The organism is Amycolatopsis cihanbeyliensis, assembly GCF_006715045.1.
Lineage (GTDB): Bacteria > Actinomycetota > Actinomycetes > Mycobacteriales > Pseudonocardiaceae > Amycolatopsis > Amycolatopsis cihanbeyliensis.
In genome coordinates, this window is the sequence record NZ_VFML01000001.1 from 4,224,012 (window position 1) to 4,250,002 (window position 25,991).

The 25,991-nt window shown below is 67.4% G+C and carries 19 protein-coding genes; 3 read left to right on the forward strand and 16 right to left on the reverse strand.

Going from position 1 to position 25,991, the window contains the following annotated elements; genetic code table 11:
- Positions 1-52: 52 nt before the first annotated feature.
- The 12 genes from FB471_RS19185 to FB471_RS19240 form a co-directional block, all read right to left on the reverse strand.
- The gene (locus FB471_RS19185) at positions 53-1,948 is read right to left on the reverse strand and encodes a DUF2075 domain-containing protein (RefSeq protein WP_141999813.1); all 1,896 of its coding nucleotides are present in this window, start codon (positions 1,946-1,948) and stop codon (positions 53-55) included.
- 90 nt (positions 1,949-2,038) lie between these two features.
- Positions 2,039-2,371, reverse strand: a complete 333-nt coding sequence (locus FB471_RS19190; protein ID WP_141999814.1) for a nucleotide pyrophosphohydrolase — start codon at positions 2,369-2,371, stop codon at positions 2,039-2,041.
- Between the two features lie 5 nt (positions 2,372-2,376).
- Entirely contained in the window at positions 2,377-4,476 is a 2,100-nt protein-coding gene (locus tag FB471_RS19195) for a DEAD/DEAH box helicase (RefSeq protein WP_141999815.1), read from the reverse strand.
- Positions 4,473-5,795 carry a BREX system ATP-binding protein BrxD gene (brxD, locus tag FB471_RS19200; protein WP_141999816.1) on the reverse strand — a complete coding sequence of 441 codons (1,323 nt, stop codon included), beginning with the start codon at positions 5,793-5,795 and terminating at the stop codon, positions 4,473-4,475. Before brxD ends, FB471_RS19195 begins: the two co-directional genes overlap by 4 nt.
- Positions 5,792-8,467 carry a BREX-2 system phosphatase PglZ gene (gene pglZ / locus FB471_RS19205; protein WP_141999817.1) on the reverse strand — a complete coding sequence of 892 codons (2,676 nt, stop codon included), beginning with the start codon at positions 8,465-8,467 and terminating at the stop codon, positions 5,792-5,794. The genes brxD and pglZ overlap by 4 nt, the downstream gene beginning before the upstream one ends.
- On the reverse strand, positions 8,467-12,183 hold the full coding sequence (locus FB471_RS19210) for a BREX-2 system ATPase PglY family protein (protein WP_342779446.1): 3,717 nt from the start codon (positions 12,181-12,183) through the stop codon (positions 8,467-8,469). The genes pglZ and FB471_RS19210 overlap by 1 nt, the downstream gene beginning before the upstream one ends.
- Positions 12,180-15,983, reverse strand: coding sequence for a BREX-2 system adenine-specific DNA-methyltransferase PglX (gene pglX, locus FB471_RS19215; protein ID WP_246076475.1), 3,804 nt, complete (start codon positions 15,981-15,983; stop codon positions 12,180-12,182). The genes FB471_RS19210 and pglX overlap by 4 nt, the downstream gene beginning before the upstream one ends.
- Positions 15,908-17,593 (reverse strand): DUF262 domain-containing protein, encoded by a 1,686-nt coding sequence (locus FB471_RS19220; RefSeq protein ID WP_211358066.1) that lies wholly within the window; start codon positions 17,591-17,593, stop codon positions 15,908-15,910. Before FB471_RS19220 ends, pglX begins: the two co-directional genes overlap by 76 nt.
- 118 nt (positions 17,594-17,711) lie before the next feature.
- On the reverse strand, positions 17,712-20,093 hold the full coding sequence (locus tag FB471_RS19225; protein ID WP_211358067.1) for a S8 family peptidase: 2,382 nt from the start codon (positions 20,091-20,093) through the stop codon (positions 17,712-17,714).
- Between the two features lie 66 nt (positions 20,094-20,159).
- Positions 20,160-21,152 carry an AAA family ATPase gene (locus tag FB471_RS19230; protein WP_141999819.1) on the reverse strand — a complete coding sequence of 331 codons (993 nt, stop codon included), beginning with the start codon at positions 21,150-21,152 and terminating at the stop codon, positions 20,160-20,162.
- A gap of 81 nt (positions 21,153-21,233) precedes the next feature.
- A complete protein-coding gene (locus FB471_RS19235; protein WP_141999820.1) occupies positions 21,234-21,428 on the reverse strand; it encodes a DUF397 domain-containing protein in 195 nt (64 codons plus the stop codon).
- Positions 21,425-22,291, reverse strand: a complete 867-nt coding sequence (locus FB471_RS19240) for a helix-turn-helix domain-containing protein (RefSeq protein ID WP_141999821.1) — start codon at positions 22,289-22,291, stop codon at positions 21,425-21,427. Before FB471_RS19240 ends, FB471_RS19235 begins: the two co-directional genes overlap by 4 nt.
- Positions 22,292-22,485: 194 nt before the next feature.
- On the opposite strand from FB471_RS19240, the gene FB471_RS19245 reads away from it, so the two are divergent.
- The 3 genes from FB471_RS19245 (at position 22,486) to FB471_RS19255 (ending at position 23,376) form a co-directional block, all read left to right on the forward strand.
- Positions 22,486-22,668: a hypothetical protein gene (locus tag FB471_RS19245; protein WP_141999822.1), complete on the forward strand. Its 183-nt coding sequence runs from the start codon at positions 22,486-22,488 to the stop codon at positions 22,666-22,668.
- The gene (locus tag FB471_RS19250; RefSeq protein WP_141999823.1) at positions 22,665-22,853 is read left to right on the forward strand and encodes a hypothetical protein; all 189 of its coding nucleotides are present in this window, start codon (positions 22,665-22,667) and stop codon (positions 22,851-22,853) included. The genes FB471_RS19245 and FB471_RS19250 overlap by 4 nt, the downstream gene beginning before the upstream one ends.
- A gap of 85 nt (positions 22,854-22,938) precedes the next feature.
- Positions 22,939-23,376, forward strand: coding sequence for a ribbon-helix-helix domain-containing protein (locus FB471_RS19255; protein WP_246076476.1), 438 nt, complete (start codon positions 22,939-22,941; stop codon positions 23,374-23,376).
- 7 nt (positions 23,377-23,383) lie between these two features.
- Here the strand turns inward: FB471_RS19255 and FB471_RS19260 are convergent, their stop codons facing one another.
- From FB471_RS19260 to FB471_RS19275, 4 genes are all read right to left on the reverse strand, one after another.
- Positions 23,384-23,992 (reverse strand): hypothetical protein, encoded by a 609-nt coding sequence (locus FB471_RS19260; protein WP_141999824.1) that lies wholly within the window; start codon positions 23,990-23,992, stop codon positions 23,384-23,386.
- The gene (locus FB471_RS35205) at positions 23,989-24,219 is read right to left on the reverse strand and encodes a hypothetical protein (protein ID WP_246076477.1); all 231 of its coding nucleotides are present in this window, start codon (positions 24,217-24,219) and stop codon (positions 23,989-23,991) included. Before FB471_RS35205 ends, FB471_RS19260 begins: the two co-directional genes overlap by 4 nt.
- Before the next feature lie 281 nt (positions 24,220-24,500).
- The gene (locus FB471_RS19270; protein WP_141999826.1) at positions 24,501-24,887 is read right to left on the reverse strand and encodes a hypothetical protein; all 387 of its coding nucleotides are present in this window, start codon (positions 24,885-24,887) and stop codon (positions 24,501-24,503) included.
- 13 nt (positions 24,888-24,900) lie between these two features.
- Positions 24,901-25,812, reverse strand: a complete 912-nt coding sequence (locus FB471_RS19275; RefSeq protein ID WP_141999827.1) for a hypothetical protein — start codon at positions 25,810-25,812, stop codon at positions 24,901-24,903.
- Between the last annotated feature and the right edge of the window lie 179 nt (positions 25,813-25,991).

Here is a 25,991-nt window from a genome sequence, read left to right on the forward strand (position 1 = left end):
CCGACCGGGTTCGCGTGCCGCCCCGCGGCCGGGGCTCGCCCGCGCCGTCGGCTCAGCGGACCATCGAATCCAGGAACTCCTGAGTCTCCGGATCCGTGGAGTGCACGCACACACCCCGCATACCGCGGGTGAGCAGCACTTTGTAGGTGTTCCGGATCAGGGCACCGAAGTGCAGCTCGCCCGCCTTCTTCACATCCGTGTCGTGGGAGTACTCCCGGCGCGGCACCCAGCGGTCGCCGCGGCGCACCAGATCCGGTCCGAAGATCACCCCGGCCCAGTCGTACTCGAACCCCTGTGCGGTATAGATGCAGCCGACCTGGTGGAAGCCGCGCTCATCGGACGCCCAGTAGTGCGACTCGGGTGCTTCCGGTACCCGCTTTCCGGGCTTCGCGTTCCAGGGACGCTGCCAGTCGCCGATCTGCACGTCGCGGACCAGCGCCATGCCCTCGGGGGTTTCCACCGGGTTGCTCCAGCGCCAGCAGAAGCCCGCCGCGACCCGCGCCGTCCCCTCGTGCTGCCGTTGCTTCTCCAGCAACCAGTGTTCGAGAGCTTGCGGTGAGGCCGCACTGGAGACCGTGAACTCCTCATCCAGTGGTGAAGCCAGCTCGCTCCAGGGAGCAGGTGGCCTGCGGTCGAGCCCAAGCAGGCGGGCAACCCAGTCGTCGAACGTGGCGGAACCACCACAGCGGAACTGCCCCTCCAGCGGCACCACCTCGACCTGGCAGCCGAGTGCGTGGGCCGCCTCGCGGATCTCCGCCAGCGAGCCCATCTCGCCGGGTTTCACCGTCTGGTTCTCGTCCAGCAGGAACACCGGAACCCACGCCGCGTCGATCAGCTCGTTCACCTGTGGCCGGGCCCGAGCCCGTTGCTCCCTGCCGGTGAACCTGGTGACGCTGGTTTCCCTGATCCGGTGGGCCTCGTCGCACAGCAGCACGTCCAGCCCTCGTTGCTCGGACGTGGTGTAGTTGTTGAAGAACTTGAACAGGTTCTTCAACCGTTTCTCGCGGCGGCTGGAGATCTGCCGCATGGTGTTGGTGAACGCTCTCGACCCGGTGGCGTGGTGCACCTCTCGACCCTGCCTGGACAGGGAGCCCATCAGGCTCAGCGCGATGACACTCTTGCCGGACCCCGGGCCGCCGAGCACCACGACGACGGTCTGTGTCCGCGCCGCCCGTGCCCGCCGCACCGCCTGGTTCACCACCTGGAACGCGACCCGTTGCTCGTCGAGCAGGACAAACTGCTCGCGTTCTTCGATCTCCTTGGCCGCCAGGTCGAGCAGCGGTTTCGTCGGGCCATGCCGGAAGCTCAGGAAGTCGTCGGCCGCCTTGCGTGCCGCGTCCCGCTCGCCGCGCACGTCCAGCAGCGAGCGTAGGTGCTTCAACAGGTCGGCCTTGTCGTCCGCAGTGAAGAGCTGGCCGAGGTCGCTGGGCCGGTACTGGCCGAGCGTGGCGACCCCACTGGTGCGAGCGTTGTGCAGGTAGGCGACCCCGTGCACGGCGTGCGGCGACTCGGCCAGCGCCGGGGTGGAATCCACCAGGTACTCGCAGTAGGACCGGACCTGCTCGGCCGGGTGCAGCACGGGATCGGCGTAGTAGTCCACGCGGACGACGTCCGCCGCCACCATCTCGGCCGCGGACCACTGCTTGAGCTCGACCAACACGTAACTCGGCTCGCCGCCGTCGCTGCGCGGGTGCGTGCCGCACAGCACCGCGTCCACCCGCTTGGGACTGTGCGGGAGTTGGTGTTCGAGCAGCACTTCAACATGCCCGAGCCCGGCGTCGACCAGGTCGGTCAGGAACACCAGCAGGCTGCGTTTCCAGGAGTTGACCTCACCGGTCCCGGCCCGGTGCTCCAGCGCGAACCGCGCCTGTTCCTGTAGCCGCAGGTGCAGCCGTTCCGCTCTGGCTTCGATGAGCAGGTCCTCGGCACTCTGCCGAACGAGAGCCAACGTCTTCCCCCTGTGCGCACGCGAATGACGTGCGGGTGGGGGCAGCGACGAAGTCTCGCTTCGGTGCCCGTCGGGCCGCGAAGGCCAAGGTTAGTAGATCTGGCCCGCCGAGCCGGGCGGGAAACGCGACTCGTTGCGCGCGATTTTCGCCCGTGCGGCATCCATCAGGTCCACGCCGAGCACATCGGCCAGCCGCACCAGGTAGATGGCGACGTCGGCCAGCTCGTCCAGCACCTCCGGGCGTAGTTCCGGATCCTCCAGTGCCGTGGCCGACTCCTCCGGGGTCAGCCACTGGAACAGCGCGGTCAGCTCGCCCACCTCCCCGGAAAGCGCCATGACCAGGTTCTTCGGCGTGTGGTACTGCTCCCAGTCCCGGGCATCGGCGAACTCGCGCAGCCGCCGGGCAAGATCGTCCAAGGTCACGAGCCTCAGTCTGCCCGATCCAGTCGGAAGCGCCGCGGCTCCGTAGCGGCCTGCCGAGCGTGCTCGTAGTCGGCCAGCCGGGCGGCCACGGTATCCCGAGCCAACTCCACGGGCAGGGCCGCCGCGAACTTCAGGCCGGTGATGGCCTGGTCGTTGACCTCCGGCGCGTGTGGGGTCAGAGTGCGTAGCCCGGCGTTGATCGTTTTCGAGGTGAGTTCGGGAAGCAGGCGCAAGGACCGGTCATCGATGCGTTGCCGTGGGTCGACGAGCCCGGGCAGCGAGGCTTGCAGGCTGCGGTTCGCCGCGGTGCCGGCCCAGGTCCACCAGCGCAGGTCGCCGCCCTCGCTACGCACCACCGTCGCCTCGGCCGCGATGTTGCCGGTGTGGTGTGCCCGCAGCTCGTCCAGCACGGCGGCGGCTCGTCGGGTGAAGCTCACCCCGGCGGGGTCGGTGCCCAGCAACACCGTCCGTTGCCCCCTGGCCAGCTCGAACGACAGGCCACCGCCGGTGCTGCCCCACTTCGCCCGCCCAGGCAGGTCACTCGGTTCCACGAAGCAGCGCCGCCGCTTCCAGTCGATATGGCCGACCTGCCAGGCCCGCCCGGCCAGCAGCAGTACCCGCGGCCCGCCGTGCTCGTCGGCCAGCAGCACCTCGTCCCCGACCTTGCCGAGCTCGTCCCGCCCGGCGAACACGGTGAACTCGGGCGGCGCGCTGAACACGGCGAGCAGGTCGGAGAAGTACCGCCGGCCGAACTTCCGCTCCGCCTCCGGTCCGATGAAGGCCATCGAGCCGTCCAGCTCCAGGTATCCCTCGGCCAGCAGGTGGTTCATGATCGCGTCGGCCTCGGCGTCGAACAGCGGAAGGTCGCCCCACCATTCCCGCCAGGTGTTCCTGCCGATCGTGTTCTCCTGCAGGGCGAGCGCCAGGATCTGCTGGGCCGCGATGTGCCGGGGCCGCGGTGGCGCCACGATCGGCTCGACCCAGCCCGCGGCCCAGCGTTCCAGCAACCCAGCGGCGGCCAGTACAGCGTCTTGTTCCAGGCAGAGGAACAGGCAGTTGCGGCTGGTGCCCGACCGCCGACCGGTACGGCCCAGCCGCTGCAGGAACGACGCCACCGTGCGCGGCGCGTCCAGCTGGATCACCCGGTCCAGGTCGCCGACGTCGATTCCCAGTTCCAATGTGGACGTCGCCACGATGACGCAGTCGCGGGCCTCGGCGAACGCCTGCTCCGATCTTCTGCGTTCCTGCGCCGACAGCGAGGAATGCGAGAGGAACGTGGTGACCTCGCGGGCGCGCAGGGCCGCGCCGAGCTCCTCGGCCCGGCGCCTGCTGTCCACGAAGACCAGCCGCTTCTCCCCACCGTGCAGCGCGGCGATCACCTTCGCCGCGTTGTCCACCGTGCCCACGTGGTCCACGGTCAGCTCGGCCGCCGTCGCCGCACCTGCCTGCGGTGCCACCACCGCGCGCTCCCGCTCCCGGCCGGAACCCTGCAACCAGGCCAGCAACTCGGTGGGGTTGCCCACGGTGGCCGACAGTCCGATGCGTTGCAGCGGGCGTCCGGCCAGCCGGGACAGCCGCTCCAGCACGGCGAGCAGGTGCCAGCCCCGGTCGTCCCCGGCGAAGGCGTGCACCTCGTCCACGACCACGGCCCGCAGCCCGGCGAACATCCGGCGGGCGTCTACCTTGGTGGAGACCAGCATCGCCTCCAGCGACTCCGGGGTGGTGAGCAGGAAGTCCGGTTCGTCGAGCTGGATCCGCTTGCGCTCCGAGGTGGGGACATCCCCGTGCCACACCGCCGCCGTGCGGCCGAGCCAGGCCGCGTAGCTTGCCAGCCGCCCCTCCAGGTTGTTCAGCAGCGCCCGAAGTGGACAGACGTAGAGCACGGAGACCCCGTGCCAGCGCCGCTGCTCCATCGCGCTCAGTAGCGGGAAACAGGCAGCCTCGGTCTTTCCGCCCGCCGTGGGTGCGAGCAGGATGGCGTCCTTGCCGTCAAGCACGGGCTCGATGGCCGCTTCCTGCAGCGGGCGCAGGCTCGGCCAGCCCAGCGTGTTCACGACATGGTGCACCAGTGCCGGATGCAGCCGGTCCAGCACGGAACCGCTCACGGCAGATCCAGGTCCACGTCATCGGCCCCGGCAGCGGCGTTGCGCTCGACCTCGGTCAGCTCGTCGACGCGCACGGTCATCGGGTAGTCCACCCGCGGGTCGAACGTCTCGTACTCCTCGACCCGATCGAGGACGGCCTCCACCAGCTTGCGCAGGAAGATCCGGGGCACCACCCCAACTCTCCCGCCGAGCTTCCCGGTCATGGCCTTTGCCAGCTCCGCGACGTAGGCGTCGTCCACCAGCTCGCGCACCCGGTCGGCGTTACGTGCCTGCTCGGCGTAGAGATCACGGACCTTGCGGCCGAGCTCGCCGAGCCGGTCCAGGTCGAAACCGGGCAGCCGTAACTGCACCGCCCGCGGGTTGTCGAACCGGGCCTCGGTGGTGAAGTCCGTGGCCAGCCGCTGCGCCAGCGGTGGCAGCCGCTGCGCCCCCTGCTGCCCGTCGTAGAACGCGGGTGTGCCGGTGATCACCAGGAACAGCCCGGGGAAGCGGCCGGAGTCGATCTCGTCCAGCAACTGGCGCAGTGCGTTCAGACCCTTCTCCCGCACGTCCCCGCGGACCCGCTGCAGCGTCTCGATCTCGTCCAGCACCACCAGCAACCCCGGATGCCCGCAATCCCGCAGCAGGGTCAGCAAGCCCTGCAGGAATCCCCAGGCGGCGAAGTGGTCCAGGTCGCCACGGACCCCCGCCGCCCGTCGTGCGGAGGCCGCCACCGACTTCTGCCCACCCAGCCAGGCGATCAGTCCCTCGGCGGTCGGGGCATCCCCGGCCAGCCGGGCCCGCCGGTACCCGCGCAGCGCCGCGGCGAAGGCGGGCGTGTTGCGGGCGACCTCGGTCAGCCGCTGCTCCATCAACTCATCGACGGCCGCAGCCAGCGCCTCGGTGTCGTCCTCGGTCACCTCGCCCGCGTCGAGCACGTCCTCCTCGAGTGTGTAGAACCAGGAGTCCACGATCGCGCGCAGCGCGCTGGGCTGGTGGGTGGCCGTCGCCAGCCGCTCGGTGAGCCTGCGGTACACCGTCTCCAGCCGGTGCAGCGGGGTCTCAGTCTCGGAGATCTGCACCTCGGCGGTGGCCAGCCCGGCGCGCTTGGCCCGCTCGGCCAGCCAGCGGGCGAAGAAGGTCTTGCCCGAGCCGTACTCCCCGCGGATGGCGTGGAAGGCGGCACCGCCACGGGCGATCGTGCCGAGGTCCTCGTCCAGCGCCCCGGTGAAGCGGTCCAGGCCCACCGCCAGCAGGTCCAGTCCCGCCTGCGGGACGGTGCCCCGCCGCAGCGCGTCGATCACCTCGCGCCGCCGGGCCGCGCTGACCGCGGCCGTCATGTGCCGTCCACCTCGAACTGCTCCCGCAACAACTCCACCTGCACCTTGACGTTGCGCCCGGCGTCGATCGGCTCGATAACCGGGTAGCCCTCGACGTTCAGCAACCGCTGCAGGGTCGCCAGGAAACCGTCCGGGTTACGAGCGGCGGTGCCCGCGGCCGCCACGACCGCGGTGACCGAGAGCGTGCCGCCCGCTTCGACGATCCGGTCCAGCACCGCCGCCACCACCTTGGCGGCCGGTGCCTTGCGCACGAACACCTTCTGCGCCTCGTACACCTTGCTGGCGACCACCCGCTCGCCGAGGCTGGACGGCGCGGGCGCAGCAGGCTCGTGCACCTCGAACAGCGCGGCGCCCTGCTGCGCCGTGGCCTTACCCCGGTCACGCGCGGGCTTGCGCGGCTCCGGCGCCGCCTCGGGCCGTCCCGAGGAAGTCCCGCGCCACCAGGCCGGGGGCACCGACTCGGGGCTGAGTGCCGACCACCCGGACGGCAGCAGCTCCCGGCTGGGTAGCAGCACCAGCACCGGAGCGGCCAGCTCGGCGGGGTTGGCTCCACCGTGATAACCGGCCCTGGCTCGCCCGTAATGGATGCCGGTCCGCCAGGGCACGGTGACCCGGCCACCCCCGTCCCCGACCCGGGGTCCGGTCAGCTCCAGCTCACCCTCCCCCGCGGCTCCGGTACGCCACCGGGCGCCGTGCTCGCCGTCGATCTCCACGCCCGGCGTGCCCCGGTCCAGTACGTGCCCGTGGTCGGTGGCCAGCAGCACCGGGCGGCCGTAACTGCTCGCCTGCGCGAGCAACTCGCCGAGGAACCGGATGTCGCCGATCCGCCAGCCCGCACCGGAGCCCGGCCTGCCGCGGCCGAGCGTGTCGTCGATGGTGTCCAGCACGAGGCCGACCACCTTGTCCTCGGCCAGCGCGGTCAGCACCTCGCCGTCCAGCCGGTGCCCGGCGCCGCCACCGATCTCGGCCGAGGTGAACAGCTTGGCCTGCTTGCGGTGCCGCTTCCAGAACGCGGCGAACCCGGCCTGCGCGGTGTCTTCATTGCCGAGGGTTCCACTGAGCAGGGCAGCAAGCCCGGTCCCGCCGGTGGAGGGGACGGCGGCCGCCGCGGCGAGCCGGGCCCCTGGCTCCGGGCCGGCCTCCACCCAGTGTTGCCACTGGGCCAGCTCCTGCCCCAGCTCGGCGGCCACGGCGGCGTTCATCCCAGGCAGCACGACCACCAGCGGCACCTTCGACCTGGCCAGCGGAACAGCAACCCGATCCAGCACGTCCTCGATCAGCAGGCAGTCCTGCGGCGCCTGCGTGGCGGCGCGTTCGGCCCAGGGCGCCAGGCGCTCGGCGAACCGCTGGTCCAGGCGGTCCCGTCGCTGTATGGCCCGCTCGCACAGCCGCCGGTAGGCATCGGCCACCTGGGGATCGGCCGAGTCGTCCCCGGCCCAGACCACCTCGCGTGCCCAGTCCGCCCAGCCCCACTCGGTGACCTGCTGCCGCAACCCGGCGGCTACCGACCTGACCTCGGGTTCGGGTGTGCCGAGCCAGCGGGCGATCCGGACCGCCATCCTGGCCGCCTGGCGCTGCTGGGCATATACCTCGGCGAGCAGGTGCCGTTCCAGCTCGACCAGCGCGCGCTCGGCGGCGGCCGGGTCGGGTAGCGCCGCCGCCAGGTCACGCTGCCGGGCGCGCAGCGCCGAGGGCAGCAGCGGGCTGCCCCGCAGCGCCTGCTGGAGCCCGGCCTGCCCGGCCAGCTCGTCGGCCCGGTCCAGTACGCGCAGCACGTCGTCGGCCGCGTGTAGCCCGCCGCCCGCCGTACCGTGCCGGGCGGAGGCGAGCCAGCGGGCGAGCGTCCCGGCCACCGCCGTCGCGAACTCGCGTACCGCGTCGGCCCGGATGCCGGGGAACAGCCCGCCCACGGCTACCGCGGTGTCCGGGGTGATCGAGGGGTCGTCCAGCGCGCTGCCCAGCACTCCGAGTGCCATGGTGTTCGCCCCGCGCCCGGCGGCGACCAGCGCGAGCAGCGGCTCCACCGCCTGCCCGATGGTCTCGGTCAGCCACCTGGTGATGCCCGCCCGCTCGGCGTTCGGCAGCTCGGCGAACCGGAGCGGCCCGCCACCGCCCCTGGTCCAGGCCAGCAGCTGGTCGACATCCAGGCCAGCCGCGTCCAGGCCGAGGCGCTGCCCGGTCAGTGCGCGCAACGCCGCGTCGTAGGTGAGCACCCGGCCCGCCTGTGCCCATCCCTGGGTTGGCTCGGCCGCCAGCAGCGCACTGACCAGCCAACGTGCCTCCCAGATCCGCGGGTCCAACCGGTTGGCGCCGAACCGGGCGCGGACGACCTCGGCCGGGTCCACGGAGAGCTTGCGCTGCCGGACGGCGTGCCCGCGCAGGTCCCAGTCCAGTTCCTCGTCGTCGACCTGGGTGGTGACCACCAGCACGTCGCCCTCGCCGGTGCTGCCCTGATGGTCCAGCCAGGCCGCCGCGATGCCGAGTACCCCGGCCTGGTCGCTGACCTGTACCGCGCAGCGCTGCTCGTCCACGCTGACCGAGAACCGCGTCGGCGCGCCCGGCTCGTAGCTGCCGTGCACCAGGACGAGTCGCCGTCCGGCCGCGTCGGGCAGGTACTCCTGCAGCAGCGTCTCCAGGACGCGCTTGCTGACCGCCGGGGCAGGCGTGCTCATCAGCCCTGCCCGTCCCGGGACACCGGTCGCCACTCGAGCACCACGTCGACATCGGGGTCGTTCGCGGCGAAGTCGGTGATCTCGCCCTGCACCTCGGCCAGGATCTCCTGCAGCCGTTGCTCGGCCACGCTTGCCGGGATCTGCCAGGTGCGGCGCCCGGTCTCCGCGGGCGCGGGGGTGGGAGTCGGCTCCGGCTGTGGTTGCGGAGGCGACTGCTCGCGGTAGTTGGCGTTCTGGATGATCCGCAGCGCGGTGCGCTGCATCTCGATGAGCACCGGCCCGAGTTCGGTGTCCTTCTCCTCGGCATGGGCGGCCGCGTTGACCTGGCTGATCAACCGCTCGGCCCGGTCGCCGACCCCGTCCTGGCGGCCGGTGAAGGTGCGCAGGGTTTCCAGCAGCTCCCACTGGGTTCGGTCCAGCGCGTCGAGCACCGCGGGCGCGGAGGTGATCGTCCTGGCCAGCGCTTTGTCGCCGGCCGGGTTCGGCAGGTGCGCCAGCGTGCGGACCAGCTCGGTGGGGTCGCTCTTGCCGGAAAGGCTTGCCAGCAGCTCGGCCGCCCGCCGGGTGGCCTGGACCCGTGGCGCTGCGTCGGTCAGGCCGAGCGCCCCGCCGTGCCGTTCCAGTGACTTGTACAGCCCGTGCATCGCCTGCTCGTGCTGGTTCACCTGATCGTTCACCTGCCCGGCGAGCCTGGCGACGTTCCGCGCGAACAGCACTGGCGCCACCGAGGCCCCGAACAGGGCCCCCGCCCGGATACGGCCCTGCTCGAACTCCTCCTCGCTGGGCAGTTCCTGCGCCCGCAGCGTCCAGCCGCTGCCGATGCTGTCCAGGTTGGGCGGTTCGCTCTGCACGATCCCGTGGTAGACCCAGGCCCGGTCGGCCAGCAGCGCGTACCCGGCGATGATCAGGCTGCTGACCTGCTTGTCCAGGCCGGTGTAGTCCAGCTCGGCGATCCACTCCCGGATGTCGTCCACGGCGTAGTCGCCGGTGACGCCCTTCTTGGTGGCCCACTGGTCGATCCGCTTGCGCCACTCGTTGTTCAGGATCAGCGGCCCGTCGTGCACCTCGCCGAGCTTGAGCGGGTGCAGGATCCGGCGCACCGGGTCCAGCTGACCGCGTTCCAGCACTACCCGGCCACCCTCCTCGGCTGCCCTGGTCATGCAGGCCAGCGCGGTGCGCAGCTCGGCGGTGGTGACCGGCTTGCGTTGCTGCTTGGGGTCGAAGTCGGGATGGTTGGAGTACAGCTCGGCGAACAGGCCATCCGCCAGCTCCTGCACGTTGTACTCGAAAGTGGCGCCACCCTGCAGCCGGGGCTCGTACTCGGGGTGCAGGGAGAACACGTGGCCCTCCTCCAGCATCGAGCCGTCCATCACGTTGCCCGCGTCGCCCCTGGCGATGCCGTAGAGCTGACCGAGCACGCTGACCAGTTGCGTGGTCAGGTTGTCCCGCTGGGCCTGCAGCTGATGCCGCATCCGGATCCGGTCGTCGGTGGACAGCTCGGCGGTGTGGTCGTCCAGCCGGTTGCGGGTGAGCAGGTAGTTGATCCGCAGCAGCTTGCCGAGCTGGCTGGACCGCTGCTCGGAAAGGAACGCGGGCAGCCACACGATGGTCGCCGCCCGGACGCCCTCGCTGCGCAGGTTGTACACCCGGTTCCGGTCCGCGCTGACCCGCTCGTCTCCCTCGTCGAACGGGTAATCGAGGACGAACCGGATCCTGCCCTCGATGCTGGGCCTGAACTGGAGGTCCGGTAACGCCTGCCGGTCCCGGACGTTCTCGAAGACGAACTCCGCGGTGCGCCTGCTACCCCGCCAGATGATCTCCCGCTCGCAGACGAACGCGTCGTCGTCCCGGACACCCATGGCTTCCCACAGCTTCTCCTTGATCCAGATCCGCCGGGCACCGGCGTCGTCCGCGTCGGCGACATCAGCCAGCAATGGCTCGATATCCAGGTCGGAAAGGTGCAGGGCGAACACCGGGTCCTCGTCACCCTCGGAGCGCAGCTGGCCGAACTCGGCCTGGATCTCGCGCAACCGGGTGACCGCGAGTGAGCCGGGGGAGACGGTGCGGGAGGTGAGCGAGCCGTGGTTGAGCGCGGCCAGCCGGGTACCGGTGAGCCGGTTCAGCGCGGACACGTCGGGGGCGAGTGAGGCCAGCAGCAGCGTCTTGACCAGCCGCTCGTCGGCGAGGAAGCGGGGGTCGTCGGTGGAGCCGTACTTGTCCTCAAGGTAGGCGCGCACCCGCTTGTGGAAACGCTGGGCGGCCTCGGCCTCCTTGCGCAGCCGGTCGGTGAACGCCGCCGTGCTGCCCTCGGTGAGCACGTCCCACAGGTCGCCGAGCGGGATCAGCTCGCCGACTTTCATGTCGTCCCGGCGCCGGTGCAGCATGTCCTGCAGCAGCTTCAGCCCGGTGCGCTCGCGCTGCAGCGCGCCGGACAGCGCGACGAGGACGTTGAGCAGAGCCGGAGACAGCGGGTAGACGGCGCGAAAGTCGGACCACTGGGCATGCGTGGCGCCGTTCGCGTCGAGCAGCGCCTCCTTCACCCCGGACTTGACCGAGTCGATCCGGGCGAAGGCGGCGTCCAGCTCGGATTCCTTGCCCGGCAGCGGCTTGAGCACCCGCTCCTTGATGATCGCGGGCAGGTTGCGGTCCTCGAGGCTGATCGTGTCGAACCGCTCGGCGAGGTACTGCACCTGCTGTTCCAGGTTCTTCACGTCCGCGCCCAGCACGTCGGCGCCGATGAGCTGGGTGAGGTCCCGCTGCCGGGAGATCAGCGAGATGATCGGCACCGGCCGGTCGGTGTCCCCGGACTCGATCAGTTTCACCAGCTTGCTGACCTGGTCGTTCACGAAGTCGCGGCGGGAGAGGTGCGCTTGTAGCCAGAGGATCAGCTCGTCCAGGAAGAGGACCACGCCGTCGTAGCCGAGACCCTTGGCGTGCCTGCTGATCACCGAGAGGCCGTTCTCCAGCGGCAGGAAGGCGTCCTTCTCGCCGCGCTTGTTGGAGGCGTAGGAGGCCATCGGGCCGGAGAGCAGGGCGGACACCAGCGCGTCCCGCAGCGGCTCCCCGGCAGGCGCGGCGAACGCGGCGTCCAGCTCCGCGCTGGTCCACCCGCTCATCTCGTCCAGCGGCTCGACGTCGTCCTCATCCGCCGGGGCCTGCTCCTCGCGGCCGCCGAGCAGCTCGATGAACTTCTCGTCCCCGATGCTGGCGCGTAGCCCGCGGGCGTCCCGCAGCATTTCATCGGAGCGGTACACCGGCGGGGTGTCCGCTTTCGGGTGCACTTCCCGGACGGTGTGCACGTACCCGCCGAGCAGTGCGGAGTCCAGGTCGGTGGCGCCGACCAGGTGGTAGGGCACCATCAGGAACTTCCGCCCGCGCAGCCACTCGTCGTGTTCGGTGAAGACGGGGGCCAGCTCACGCTTGTCCCGGGCGGCCTCGTGGTCGTTGAGGATGGCCTGCAGCACGGTGAGGAAGTGACTCTTACCGGAGCCGAAGGAACCATGCAGGTAGGCGGCGTGCGAGCTGCCGTCCCGCAGCGCGGCGCGGACCAGCAGCAACGCCCTGCGGAAGGCGTCGAGGAGCTGGTCGGTGACGACGTACTGGCCGACCATCACCTCGGTGGCGGTGAACCCCTTGGACAGGTCGATCTTGAAGTCGCCGGAGTGCACCGACTCCGGCATGTCCAGTACGTCGCGCAGATACATCTGCTCGCTCACCCGCGTGCCGCCCCTCTCTTGCGCCGTTGCTCCGGCCGCCAATCCTTCAGATTATCGTCCGTCAGCTGGTGCGTGACCTGCTGCTGGTGCAGGTAGGTCCTGAGCTCCTCGGCGGGGTTGCCGCCCCACTCCGGGTCGTAGTCACCATGCCACTGGTGCACCCAGGGCATCAGCTCGGCCAGCCCGGCCAGCAGCGGGGTGATTTTCGCGGTGTCCCGTCCTGCCTGCTCGGTGCGGTCGTTGACCAGGTTGACCAGGGCCTGCGCCTGGTCGAGGTGGTCCCAGCCGGCCCAGCCGAGCAGTAGCGTCGGGTCGGCGTCCGGGCTCGCCTCCGGGTAGGAGATGAACCGCTCCTTCGGCACGTCCAGCTTGCCCCGGTGCGACCAGTAGGAGGTCTTGCGGAAGTCGGCGGACTTGTACTTCGGCGGTACCGGGATGTCCAGCCGTTTGCCGGTGCGGTCCTCCTCGCGCTGCTGCTCCCAGACGTCCTCCCACTGGGCGCGCTTGCGCAGGCCGGTGTCCTTGTACCGCATCGCGGCGAGGTAGGGAACGTGCTCGTCGGCGATGATCCGCTCCAGCACGTCGGCCAGCGGCAGATCCCGGTTGCCGAGGTGGTCGGCGGCGTAGAGCTGGGCGACCTGGTTCAGGTCCTCGTCCCCGCGTAGCAGGTCGGCGAGCTGATTGACGGTGAGCGTGCGCGGCTGCTTGATCCCGTCGATCGGCGCGTACCAGAGGTTTTTGTCCTCGCACCGGTCCAGCAGCCAGGTTTCGAGGGCTTCGCGCTCCTTCTTCTCCCAGGGCTCACTCGCCCACCGCCGCTTGCACTCCGGCCGCTCGATCAGCGCGATGTCCCGGCGGTTCTCGATCGTCTCGATCCGCTTCTCGACGACCCGCTTGTAGCCTGCCGGCCAGTGCTCCGGAATCTCCGTGATCGGCGTCGACCCATGCCGCTCGAACCAGGCGGTCTCGACCTCTCCGGCCGCCATCTTCCGCGCCAGCACGATCTCAAACGCCCGCTCGCCGAGCTTGAGCTCCGGCACGTCCTCGTCCTTGGCGCGTAGTTCGGCGGCCTCGGCCTCGGTCAGCAACCCGTAGAGCCGGTAAACCTCCCAGTCCAGCTCCTCCTGCTGCGCGATCATCCTCCCCCGGATGCGGGTGTGCTCGGCTCGGGCAGCTTCTAACCGATCCCTGGTCGGTGTGGATTCCTCCGCGATGGCTGATGGCTCGCAGGCGGCAAGCTCCTGCGCTTGTGAGTCCAATCCTTGCCCGAAGCTGAGTGGAAGTTCGGCAGGAAGTGGAAAATCTTGTAGCTTGGTCCCGGTGAATTCGAAAAAGCGCTCCCACATCTCGGTCTTGATCCCAGACTGGTAGCCCTCGTTGCCCTTGTTGTGGCTAACTTGCTTGAGCCAGAAGCAGGCCGTGGACGAGTTGAGGATGCCGAGCAACGCCAGATGATCGTCCTCGCCCGCGTCTGTGGGCAACTTGATGACCGGAGCAGACTGCTTGAACACCTTACCGCCTCGGTCCAGAACAAAGTGATTGTGTGTCGCTACGAAGCCGAAGGAAATCGACATCGGTGAACGAAAACGGTTCGGGAAGAACATGCTGTGCTCGAACCACCAGAGCCCGCGTTCTTCAGGTTTATTTCCGAAATCTATTCGCTCTCTCAATGAGGTCCTGTTTGGCCAAGCAAAACGATGCTCGGAGTTTCCCAGGTCACGTCTGTTGCCTTGTGGATCGTATGGAAAAAGTGTACGTATTGGTGCCTCGATTGTAAAGTCTCGGACGTGTTCGCCGAGGATTACTGGCACGCAGCCCGTGGAAACATTTCTAGTGTTCGTTGAGGTTCGGGGTAGGTAGAATGCATCGTCTAGGCCGGTGTGAGTGGTGCGCCCGCTACTGTCCATACGTTCGCTCAGCCTCGATGCGGGCGAATCTAATGTGACGAGCAGATCCGAAGCTCCGCCACCACTTAGCGACCATGGGTGAGTCGAAAAGCTTTGCCTCGGTATGTCCTGCGACGACACCCATTCTGAGTCGCTGCCGGGTCGGTCGATCTGATCGACTATTGCCGTCCACACGAATCCGGTAGTCGGATCGTTGGGTACGGTCGGCTCGCCCCGTACCCCGAGGACAGTACGGATTGCCTCGTTTGGGTTCGGGTAGGTCTTGCGTCCGACGAGGATGACTGTTGGGGTTCCATGTCCTGGGATATATGCACCAGAGCTGTCGATCACATAGGTCAAGGCAACGGTCGGGAAGAACTGCTCAATTACCTTCCTTCCAAATTCGCGTTTCATGAACGAGTTCGCGGTGATCTGGCCGACGAATCCGCCTTCCTGGTCACGTGTGGCCAGGTGGAAAAGTCGCTGAGCGAACGGAACCGACAATGCGTACGTTCCCGCGCATGCGCTCCAACGTTCCCGATAGTTCTTGTTCTCTTGTTTGTCCTTCACCGTGATGTACGGCGGGTTGCCGACTACCACGTGGTACGACGACGGGGTCAGGAGTTCGACCTTGTTGACGTACTCGTTCACATCCTCGGTGCGGTAGGTGAACTCCTCGGCCATCGCGAGCAGGTCGCCCTGCTCGCCCTTCACGTCCCGGCCGTGCATGAGGGAGTCGCCTACCGCGACGTTGATCGGGAACTCCGGTGTGCTGGACAGGCGCTCCGCCCCGCCCGCCTGCATCGCGGCCACCAGCAGCCGGAAGCGGGCGATCGACGCCGCGAACGGGTTCTTGTCGCAGCCGTGCACGGACCGTAGCGAGCGGCGGATCAGGTCCCAGTCGTCCACCCCGGGTGCGGTCTTGCGCCACTTGTCCAGCAGCCGGTGGAAGATGCCGAGCAGGAAGTGGCCGGAGCCGCAGGCAGGGTCGATGGTGCGCAGGCCGTGCAGGGCCCGCTCCACCCCGCCGCCCTGGCGGTGGATCTCCACGGTCGGCTCGAGGCCGAACTCCTCGACCGCGGGCTCCAGCGTGAGATCGAGGATGAACTCCTCCACGAACTCCGGGGTCTGCAGCAGGGCGTAGGTTTTCCGGGCGGCCTCGGACAGGTCCTGGTACAGGTCACCGAGAAACCGGGTGTTCCACTCCGGGTCGGTGAAGTCGTGCACGATCTCGTTGTCCGAGTCACGCTTGCGCCAGAAGCGCAGCAGCGCACTGGCCGCCTCGTACGAGGGGGTCAGGTCCCACAGTGGGTTGTGTGCCCGGTCGAACAGCCCGGCCGCCGTGGGGTGGGCATCTGCCAGATGGGTGAACGCGGCCTCGAGCCAGTCGCGGTCGTTGCACTCCGGGTACTCGCGGAAAAACGCCTCGTGCCGTGCCTCGGCCACGGCCAGCGCATCACCAGGACCAGCAAGGAACGGCTCCGGGATCAGGCCGTTGTCCTCGCTGAACCGGACGAACACGCAGCCCAGCACCCAGGCGACCGCCGCCTGGGTGACCCGCTCGTCCCGCCAGGTCTCGTAGGTCGCCGCGGTGCGCTTGGCCTGCATGGCCTCGTCGTACTCGGCCCGTAGCCGGTCGTGGAACTCCGGCTCGGCGCTGCGCTCGCGAAGGTCATCCTCCAGCGCGTCGACCTGCTTCTTGGCATCGGCCAGCAACGCCTCGTGATCGATGGCCACTCGATCCCTCTCCCTCCTTGTGCCTGCCCTGGCGACATCGCCAAGATCCCCCGCAGCGCTACCCAACGTACCAATCGTTACAGAATCGAGTGGCGCTGGCGTTATTCGAGCTGCCATTCCTCGCGCAGCAGGGTCGTCAGTTCCTGCTGGCGGCGCTCCAGTACGTCCGAAGTCCACTCCTGATGGCTCAGCACACCGGTCGTCAAGGCGAAATTGCTGACCCCGTTCTTTCCGGTGAAGTACTTCTCTTTCTTCATCGCGAAGTCGTAGTTCTGCGCTTCCGAGTTCTTCCGGCGGTTGAGCAGAACCAGGTTGGCGATCCGGTGCCGCCATTGCCGGTGCTCGTTGTCCGAGAACTCATTCATCCAGGTGCTGTTCGGCTTCGGATTCTGCGGTAGCACGTGCTCCACCGTGATGATCGGATGCTTGTAGGTGGCACCGGAATCCTTCGCGAGTACCTCGTCGACCCGCAACAGCACGTACTTGCGCACCTTCGTCACCAGGTACAGCGGGCCGTCCAGTTGCTTCAGTGTCTCCGCCTGCTCGTCCTCGCTCAGCCGGAACGCGCCCGCGGAAAGTCCGTGACCCGCGTCGAGCCCGCGGAGCAGCTCGGCGTACCGGTTCGCCCGCAGCGACGTGTAGACACGCCGGATGAACATACTGGCGGCCAGCCTCTCCAGGCTCTGGAAGAAGCGGTCCAGCCACTCGGGTTCACCGCCGTGATGCCGTAGTGCCCACAGGGCAGGTGCCCGCCAGTCGTTGTTGTCCAGCTGACTGAGCCGCTTGAACCAGGCGTTGACCCGCTCCGCCGCGTCCGGATCCTCCGGTGCGACATACGCCAGGTCCCGTATCTTCTCGTACGCGTCGGCGTACGGGACCAGCACATCGTCCACGAAATGGTCCGCGCGGTTGGGCAGGTAGGAGTCGAGCACCTGCTCGGGGAACTCCTTCAGCAACTCCCGCTTGGCGCGGTCCTTGGCGAAGATCATCCTGATGTGCAGGAAGAGGTCCGCGAAGTCCTCGCGGCCGAGTGCCTCCTCCGCGTCTTCCCATTTCTTCGAATAGTTGGCCGACTGACCATTCGTCAGGTTCCCGATGATGGTCGACTTGAAGATGTCCGCGGGGGAGAGATCCAGCCCGCGGTCGTTCATCACGCTGAAGATCCGGTGCGCGCTGTTCAGATCGGACGTGCTCACCACGACCAGGTACGTCCGGTCGCTCAGCATCCGGATCAGCTCCAGCCGCCGGTTCTCGTGCCAGCCACCCAACTTGTCCGACAGCACACCGGAGTTGGCCTGGATCGCCTCCTGCGCCTCGGTGGACATCGCGTTGGCGGGTACCTTGGCCAGCTCCCTGGTGCCGAGGGAGGTCTGCACGTACTTGTGGAAGAACTCGGTGTCGCGGGAACGCAGCGCCAGTCGAGGTTTGCGTTGCAGTCCCCTGGACTTCTTGCCCGGCTCGCAGATCATCTCGTCGAGTTCCTTGGCGAACTCCTCGTCCCGCGTGAGGTCGCGCAACACGGCATAGAGGATGGTGAGTGTGGTCAGTCGTTGCTGGCCGTCGATCACCTGGGCCGCCGGTGCGTCCGGATCCTTCACCAGCACGATCGAACCCAAAAAGTACGGTTCGTCCCGGTTGCGGTCCAGCGCCTCGATCAGGTCGTCCAGCAGCTGGAGCGTCTGTTCAGTTTCCCAGGCGTACGGCCGCTGATACTCGGGAATCTGAAAGTCGTAGTCACTGCAGAAGATCTTGTGCAGCGGCACTTCGTGGGCTTCGAGCTGCTTCACGCGTGTTCCCCTCATCGGATCGAGACCGGACTGTCCAGCGTGCCAGATCATCGCGCCAAGTCAACGGAGAGTTACGTAGGGTTGCAAAGTTCTTCCCGGGTCGGGACGGTTCGGGTTACTAGATCTCGATCTCCGTTTCGATCTCGACCAGCGCCTCGAACCGGGCACGCAGCTCCGCGTACAGCCCTGGCATGCTCTCGTCCACCTCCAGCACGACAGCCAACGCGTACCGCTGGGGATCGTCGGGCGCTGCCCACCGGGACGTATTCCGAACCACCAGCACCAGTCGCTCGTGTTCGGGATGCTTCCACCGATGAGTCGTCCACCGCTTGGTGGCGGCCTGGTTGGCGCCGAGTAACCGGCGCTTGTCGCTGGGCTGCAAGTCGACCTTGGCATTGTCCAAAGCCTCCGGTGGTTCGCCGCCGGACGCGGTGAACTTACGTTGTACCTCCTGTACGGACGGCCCGCGGTAGGCGTACACCGACATCCGGCTGGCGAGGTACTTCAGGCTGGTTGCCCGGGTATCCGGGTTGAAGGCCAGCGCGACGGTGAGTGACTTGCGGCCGGTGGCGAAGAAGGCGGAGGGCACCGGGACCTCGTAGAAATGGACCTGGTCGGGCCGCATCGACTCCTCGGCCAGCAGCACGGCCCGGTGCTCGGTCGAGACCTCGGCTCGCTCCGTGGAGACCCGGCCGAACCCGCTGAGCCCGAGTTGCGCGCGGTCCGCCGCCTTGTCGGTGTCGGCGTCGAGTACCTGGGGGACCGGCTCGGCCGACGCGAGCACGAGCGCCCGCACCGCTCGGCCGGACAGCCACGGGTACCGGCCGAGTACCCGCAGGCAGGCGTGGCTGACCAGGGGTGCCGCGAGGCTGGTGCCGATGTCGGTATCCAGTAGATGCTCCGGGTCACCGCCCGTGCCCCCGACGATCGTGCCGGTGGCCCGGTCGGTCCGCACCTGTTTGCGATCCCGATCATGAACGTAGGTGCCGCCCGGCGCGGTCAGTTCCGGCTTGATCGCGTCTTCGATCCCAGGGCCGGTCCGGCTCACCGGGCTCGGAGTTCCCTGCGGGCCGAGCGGGCGTACGGACACCGATTCGCGGGCCGGCCGCGCACCTTGCTCGTGCCCCGGCACCAGGGCACCGACGGTGAGGGCGAGCGCCGCCATCGAAGGTGGCGCGAGCCGGTGTTCCCCCGAAGTGACCTGGCGGGCCGCGTACTCGACGCCGGTGTGGTCCCCGGGAAACACGTTTCCGGTACTGACGACCAGCACGACGTCGTGCTGCCTGGCGAGTTGATCCAGCGCGGCGGCGATGGCCACCGGCCGTGGTGGCCGGTACGGATGTGCGGGATCACCCAGGGACAGGTTGATCACCCGAGCGCCGTGCCCGATCGCCAGCTCCACGGCTTCCTCGACCATCGGTTGCCACAATGTCTTATCGGGAAACTCGGTCTGGTGATCGAGCACTCGTATGCCGAGTAGCTTTCCGGCCGGGCGCAACGGCTGCCTGTAGTGCAGCGCTCGTTCCAGCGACCCGTACAGGGCGAGACTGGCGACCCGGCTCCCGTGCCCGTTCTCGTCGGCGCCGTCCGTGAACGGTGCGATGGCCAAGGCTTCGCGTACCGCCGGTGCCAGTAACGGATGTCCGGCCTGGATGCCGGAGTCGATCACCGCCAGCGTGGCCGATCTCTGGTTCGGCGGCTCGACCGGCGGGAACCGGTCATGCGACCACAGCCGGACCTGGCTGCGGGTGAGCAAGGGGCGCGGGAGCAGGCTCACCCTGCTCACCCGGTCGGTGCGTACCACCTCCACCAGCCGTCCCGCCGGGATATCGGCCCTGATCAGCGAGAAGCCCACGTCGTGGCGGCAACTGGTGTCCAGCTCCCCGGCACCCGCATGGGCCAAGGCGGTCCGGGTCTCCTGATGACGGCGTTCCGTGTCGGCTCGGGTCTCCGTGCACCAGCACTCGAGATCGACCCGCAGCAGTTCGGCCGGGTCCGCGCCGGCGACCCGTTCCCGCACGTCATCGTCGATGACGTCGGCCGGTTCAAGCGGCCGGACGACGTCGATGGCGTCGAACAGACTCCGGTAGCGCGGTGTGCCCTCGGCTGTTGTCTCGCTGTGGAACGCTTGGCAGCGTTCGCGGAACGCGGTGAGTGCTGGATCGCTGGCGAACGCCGCCAGTGCCTGGTGGCCGGTCACGCCCAGCACGTGCGCGCCGGCCCGCTCTACCTCGTCGGTGAGATCGTGAACCTTCCGGTTGAACTCGATGACCATGACCAGTTCGGGCTTGATGCCGAGCACGGGCTCCCGCTCGCGGTGCCGGTCCCGGATTGACTCGAGTTGCCTGTCGATGTTCCGCGCGTGTGACCGGTGGTCGGGATACGAAGGTCCCTGCCCGCCACCGCCGCCCGGAGTCCTCCGCCGGGGGAGCGGACCGAGGACCTGGGCGAGGCGCAGGTGGGCATGCTCGGTTCCGGCGTCGAATGACAACTGCGTCATGTAATCCGGCATACCCGCTCGGTGAATGCCAGTACATGCGTGCGGACCGGAATTCAACCGGTTCGACTAGTCGGGCGGCGCCGCTCCGTCGATCAGTGTTCGCCGGCGACGCATCCGTTCGACCGCTGCCTCCATCGCCGCATCGTCCACCGCCGACCTGCCGGCAAGCACGGTGCGTCGCATGGCCTCGAAGCACACCAGCTCCACCTCGGCCGGACTGAGCGTGCCGAGCCGTCCCGCCCAGTCACCGGCGTCGAGTTCCGTCGGCATCGCCCGCAGCTTGAGGGCGATGAGTTCGGCGAGCTGCGCTTCGTCCAGCGAGTCGAACCCGATCAGCTCGTCGAACCTGCGCCACATGGCCGCGTCGACCAGTTGCGGGTGGTTGGACGTGGCCACCACGAGCGACTCACCGTGCAGATCCTCCAGCGACTGCAACACCGTCGCCGCGACCCTGCGCATCTCGCCGTGGTCCCCGGCCTGGGCGCGCTCCTGGCCGAGTACATCGAACTCGTCCAGCAGCAGCACGCAGGGGGTTTGCTCGGCGAACCCCATGATCGCCTCGACGTTGCGGGCGGTGTCACCGAGGAACGAGGAGGTCAGTGCGGCGAGGGAGGCGGTGGCCACCGGCAGGCTCAGTTCGGCCGCGATGGCGTGCGCCGTCGCGCTCTTCCCGGTGCCCGGCGCGCCGAGCAGGAGCAGCCGTTGCCGGGGGCGCAGGCCGTGGCTGGTCAGAGCACCCCGCGAGCGGTTCTCCGCGACGATCTCCTCGATGACCTCGCGCGCCATCGGGGCCAGCACGAGCTCGCTCAACTCCCGGTTCGGCTTGGTCAGCCGCAGCAGGGGACGGTCGTCCCGGCTCTTCGGGATCGGTCGCAGGGTCAGCGGCAGGTCCGCACCGGGGCGTGGCTTGTTCAGCTCGCGTTCCAGCTCGTTGGCGAGCAGCCGGTGGTTCTTCCGCCTCTCCTCGGCGACCAGTTCGTCCGCCGCCTGCCGGAAGGCCGCGTCGTCGGCGCGGGAGTAGCTGGCGAACAGGCGGCGCAGTAACTCGCCCTGTGCCATCGCCCGTCCTCCCGTCAGTACCGACCGTAGCCGGTTACCACCCTACGTTTCCGCCTTCGGTAGCGCCGAGCAGGCCCGTGATCAGCGTGAATGTCCGGTCCGGCCCGCCCTGACTTCGGCAAGGAACGTGGTGAACGCCCGGCTGTCGAAGGTCAGGTACCCGGCGTGGCGGTTCTTGGTGTCCCGGACGGCGGCGTGCTCGGTATCCCTGGCGACCTCGACGCAGTTGTTGTCCGGTGCGGTGTAGCTGCTGGTGCGCCAGGTCTGGGTGGTCATCGGTCCTCCAGGTATGTCGCCTGCCTCCCGATCAACTCGGCTGACGCCGCGGGCGACAGGGCGGCCTCGCTCGCCACGTCCCGGAAGGACGCGACGAACTTCTGCACGTCCTCCTCATTCTCCACCCACTCACCGCCACCCGGGTACTCCAGATAGACGGCGTCCGGGTCCTGCTCGTCGGCGAACCCGAGGATGGTGGAGCCCCCGCCGCTCATCGTGCCGTAGGAACCTGCGGAGAACGGGATCACCTGGATGGTGACGTTCGGCATCTCGGCCAGGGTCAGCAGGTGCCGCAGTTGGGCCGCCATCACCTGCGGGCCGCCGACCTCGCGGTGGATCACCGCCTCGTCCAGCAACGCATGCAGTTCAAGCGCGTCCGGTCCATGCAAGATCTTGGCGCGGCTCGCCCTGGCGGCCAACACTCGGCCCTCGTCAACGGCAGGGTTGTGGAACTGATGCGATGACTTCCAGGTAGTTGCCGTGTATTCCGGTGTCTGCAGCAAGCCGGGTATGCCCAGTGATTCGATGGTGCGGCTGCTGTTCGCATCGACCTCGGTGCGTGCGAACGCGCGACCCTTCGGGTTGTAGACCGTCGGATGCGCAACTCGCTTGCTGTCCTGATTGGCATCGGTCCACATGTCCTCGGCCTCACGGCGCTCGCCTTCGCTCGCCTCGTAGAAGGTGAGCATCGCGCCGAGCACGTTCCAGCCGGGCAGGCTGTGCCCGCTCTCGATCCGGGACAGGGTTGCCTGCGACTTGCGAGTCAGGTTCTCGAAGTCCTCCTCCGTCTTTCCCGCGCGCTTACGCAAGCTGTGCAGGAACTGACCGAGCTTGCGCTTACGTCTGGTCTGGACGGATGGCATGGCTCCCTCTCTTGCCGGTTCGTAGTCACTCTAACGCCCACAGTGACAAGTGTATGTTCACTCATAAGTGCTCTATCACTCGCGCATATACACTAGTAGCTTAGCGTCTGTTGGCGGGGTCGGATGCCTACCTTCCCTCCCCCGACCAGGCATCCGGCCCCGCCGACCCGGACATGGAGAGGTGGTGAACGCCGATGGAGATCGTCGGCGTGATCGTCGGGATCGGGTTCCTCGTGCTGGCCGTGCTGCTCGCGGCCTTCTTCGTCTGGGATGCGCGCAGAACCTATGGCGTGCACTCCAACCGGGACCCGGCCTTATCCGTGCTGGCGCTGGCCGGGCGGCTGGCCAGGGAGCGGATGGAGGGGAGCGGGGAATGACCTTCGGCGGATTCGCGTTCGATCTTTGGCAGACGATCGACGAGGGCAGCACGATCACCTGCGCTCATGCGGGCGAGGAGGTGCACCTTTCGATCGGTGTCTCCGACGCCTGGCTGAACCTCACCTTCACCGAGGAGGGCATGGCCGCCCTGGTGGCTGCCGTCTCCGGGGTGCTGGACCGCTGACACCGCCCCGTACCCTGTTGCCATCCAACGAGGTGAACCCCGGCCAACCGTCGGCGACCCCGGACCAGTACTGCCCATGCGCCTGATGCTGACTCTGCTCGCACTGCTCGCCGTCCTGGCGGGATGCGGCTCGAACACCTCGGGCGTGACGGTAAAATTCGACGAGGACCTCAAGGAGGCGATCGCCGAACTGGCCCGCACAGACGGCTCACGATCGCTCAAGGAGCTGGCCCCAGGCGACTGGACCTCCGTGCACGTCCTGACCGGACCCGCGTCCGGCGCGCGGATCGAGGAGGAGCTGGGTCGGCCCGCCGAGATCGAGGGCGACGGCACCTACGGTGGGGACTACGTGCAGGACGGCAACCTGCTCGTCTTCCAGCGCGACGACGACATCGTGCGGATGGTCAGCCTCGGCCAACTCGCCGCGCTCGGTGCGGGTGAGTACCGCGCGGACGTGGTGCTGCGGGCGCATGGTGGTGGCATCACGATGACCGGCCCGGACGGACGTCCGGCAGGCCGCTGACCCATGGTCAGGCGGGCTCGATCTTGTGCCCGAGCACCCTGCGCAGGATGCGCAGAAAGCGTCGTTGTCCGAGGGGATGCCGCCGGACCAGGGTCACCTCGTTTCCCTTGGTCGTGCGGAGCGTGACCTCGACGGTCCAGCCATGCCGAAGCACCCGTGCCTGCGCGATCGAACGGGCGCGCAGCACCGGCTCGGTGAAACCGCGAGTGGCCAGATTGCGCCGCATCTCGGCCACCGTGTGCAGCCGATGCCACGGGCTGAGCGGCCCGAAAATGAGTCGCTGCCGGGGTTGCGCGCCGCGCTGTGCCCACAGTTCGTTCTGCGCCCTGCGCCCGGCGAGTTGCGACACCGTCAACAGCAAACCTTGGACACCGGCGAATACGATGATCACTGCGAGTCCCGCACCAGACGGTTCCGCTAACGCCATCCACAAAATGGCGAGCGGTACCACCACGCAGAGCACGAACGGAATGCCGAACAGGAGCTGCTGCCGGTACCAGACGTACGGATCCGGTAACAGCCCGATGCCGTCCCGCAGTTCGTGCACGGCGACCCAGCCGTGGTCGGCCATGCGCACCCAGGTCGTCTTGCCCGGCCGTTCTCGCTTCGAGCTCACCGGCCCGCCAGTACTTCCTCGGTCAACTCGGCGGATCGAGCGCAGGCTTCTTTCCCGATCTCGGCGAAGTCGACGCTCACCACGGTGCCGTCGACCTCGAAGAATGTCGCGCACCCCGTGTCGTTCTCTGCGACCACAACCGACTTACCGGCTATCGTCGCCTCCCTGGTCGGTCCGGGGTTGAGTTGCCGCCAGGAGGCTAGATCCCCCTGCTCGTAGGCTATCAACAGCGCTCGTACCAATGGGCTTTCCCCTTCGATTGACCATGCACAACTCGGTCCCCCTGGACCACTTTCGCTGTATCGGTGGCTTGCTCCGGGAAAAACTGCGTCAACTGTCTTGGGGGTATCAGCAGAACATGTCGTCTGCACCAATTTCAGCGCCGTTTGAGAAACATCCTTACCTGTGGATGATGGTCCAGGATCGTTATTTCTTTTCGAGTCTGCATCGGGCGAGCAGGATACCACGACGAGTAGGAATGATCCGAAGACAACTCGGTTACGCCAGGTCATTGATCGTCGCTCAACCACTCGATTTGATCGAAGTCTTCCATATCCTCTGAATCTGATGTTCGGCGTCTCGGTTCAGCTCCCTTCTGTTCCCTCTTGTCGATCTCTGTGGATATTTCTTCAATCTCCTTCCGTGCTTGCTTGACGAACTCATCGCGCTCAGCTTCGGGTATTGATTCGTATCGTTCAACGAACAATCCCAGGGCGCGCATGGCGTACGGTGTATCAAGCACTTGCGCCGCCTCGCGAAGTGACATCTTGCCGGCAGCGTAACGTTCTAGCTCTTTCTTGACTCGCTCGTCCTTGATGTGATCAAGAGATTTACTTATGCTCCGCCTTTCATGCTCGAGGTCTGCTCGACGAAATGTGTTCGGGTCAGAATGCAATAGTTCCTCCTGGTCAGGCGGGCGTATGAAATGTACCACTAGGGAACATGCGGCCGTTTGTCTTTGTCTCGAACGAACTGTCGCCGGACATGCTCAACGATGCCTCAAAAGCGACCAGCATGTCCTTGAGGCGAATAGTGCGACTCAGAATCTCGTATCCGCTTTCTACGGCCTGGTATACACGATATGCGGCATGTGCCGCGGTGAAGATGTTGAGGCCGGGAATTTCGACAGTTCCGGTGGCTGCAAGGGCTGCTATTCCTGCCTGAATGCATCTGTCGATCCAGTTGCTGACCTCGCCCGAGAGGAAAATAAATATCTCGTAAGAACCTTCGGCTACCTCGATGAACTGATTGCATAAGTATCGATTTACATCGTGCTCGCCGCGCAAGCCATCTGCGATCTTTTCAAGATGATCGTACGCGGCTGAGGATGCATTGCCGGTCCAGTCATCTTGCCCTCGTCTAATGTAGTCGTCGATGTTTGCTGCCACGTCCGAGTACGCCCAGGCGGCGTTGTTGAATATATCAGCGCTTCGCCTGATCTCGCACCAATCACCCAGTAAACCGTTTGCGATTGTTTCCAGTGGATCTTCATCCAGAACCCATTTAATCAGTTCACGAATTCCCGGTCCCGCCTTCATGAGGTCGGACTCCGGGGCAGGTTTCCAGCTCATCTGCTCGTCGTACGACGGTGGTTCGACCAGTCGGCCCCTGGCGTCGGACAGATCTGTGTAGGGCGCGTTGGGCGCATCGATCGGTGCGACATCGCCAACGTTGAACGGGACATCGTACTTGTGCCGGGGAAGTGTGGCATCCACCTGTGCCGCGCTGCCATGTTCGGTGCTCGCGTAGTACTCCTGTGCCCTGGTCAGGGTGTCGCCTGCCTGGCTGCAGCACGTCTGTGCCACTGTTGCGCGATTCATGTTGCGATATTTGACGCTCCCGGCTCGCATCTCTGATGCCTTGTAGTTCGAGCAGGCCGGTAAAGGCGCCAGTATTGATCTTGTAGAAATGGTTGGACAGGTCGTACATTGCTTCGGCCTGCCGCTCCATACCGGCTGCCATCTTGCTCAGTGCGCCTACGTCAACCTGAAACCCGGGC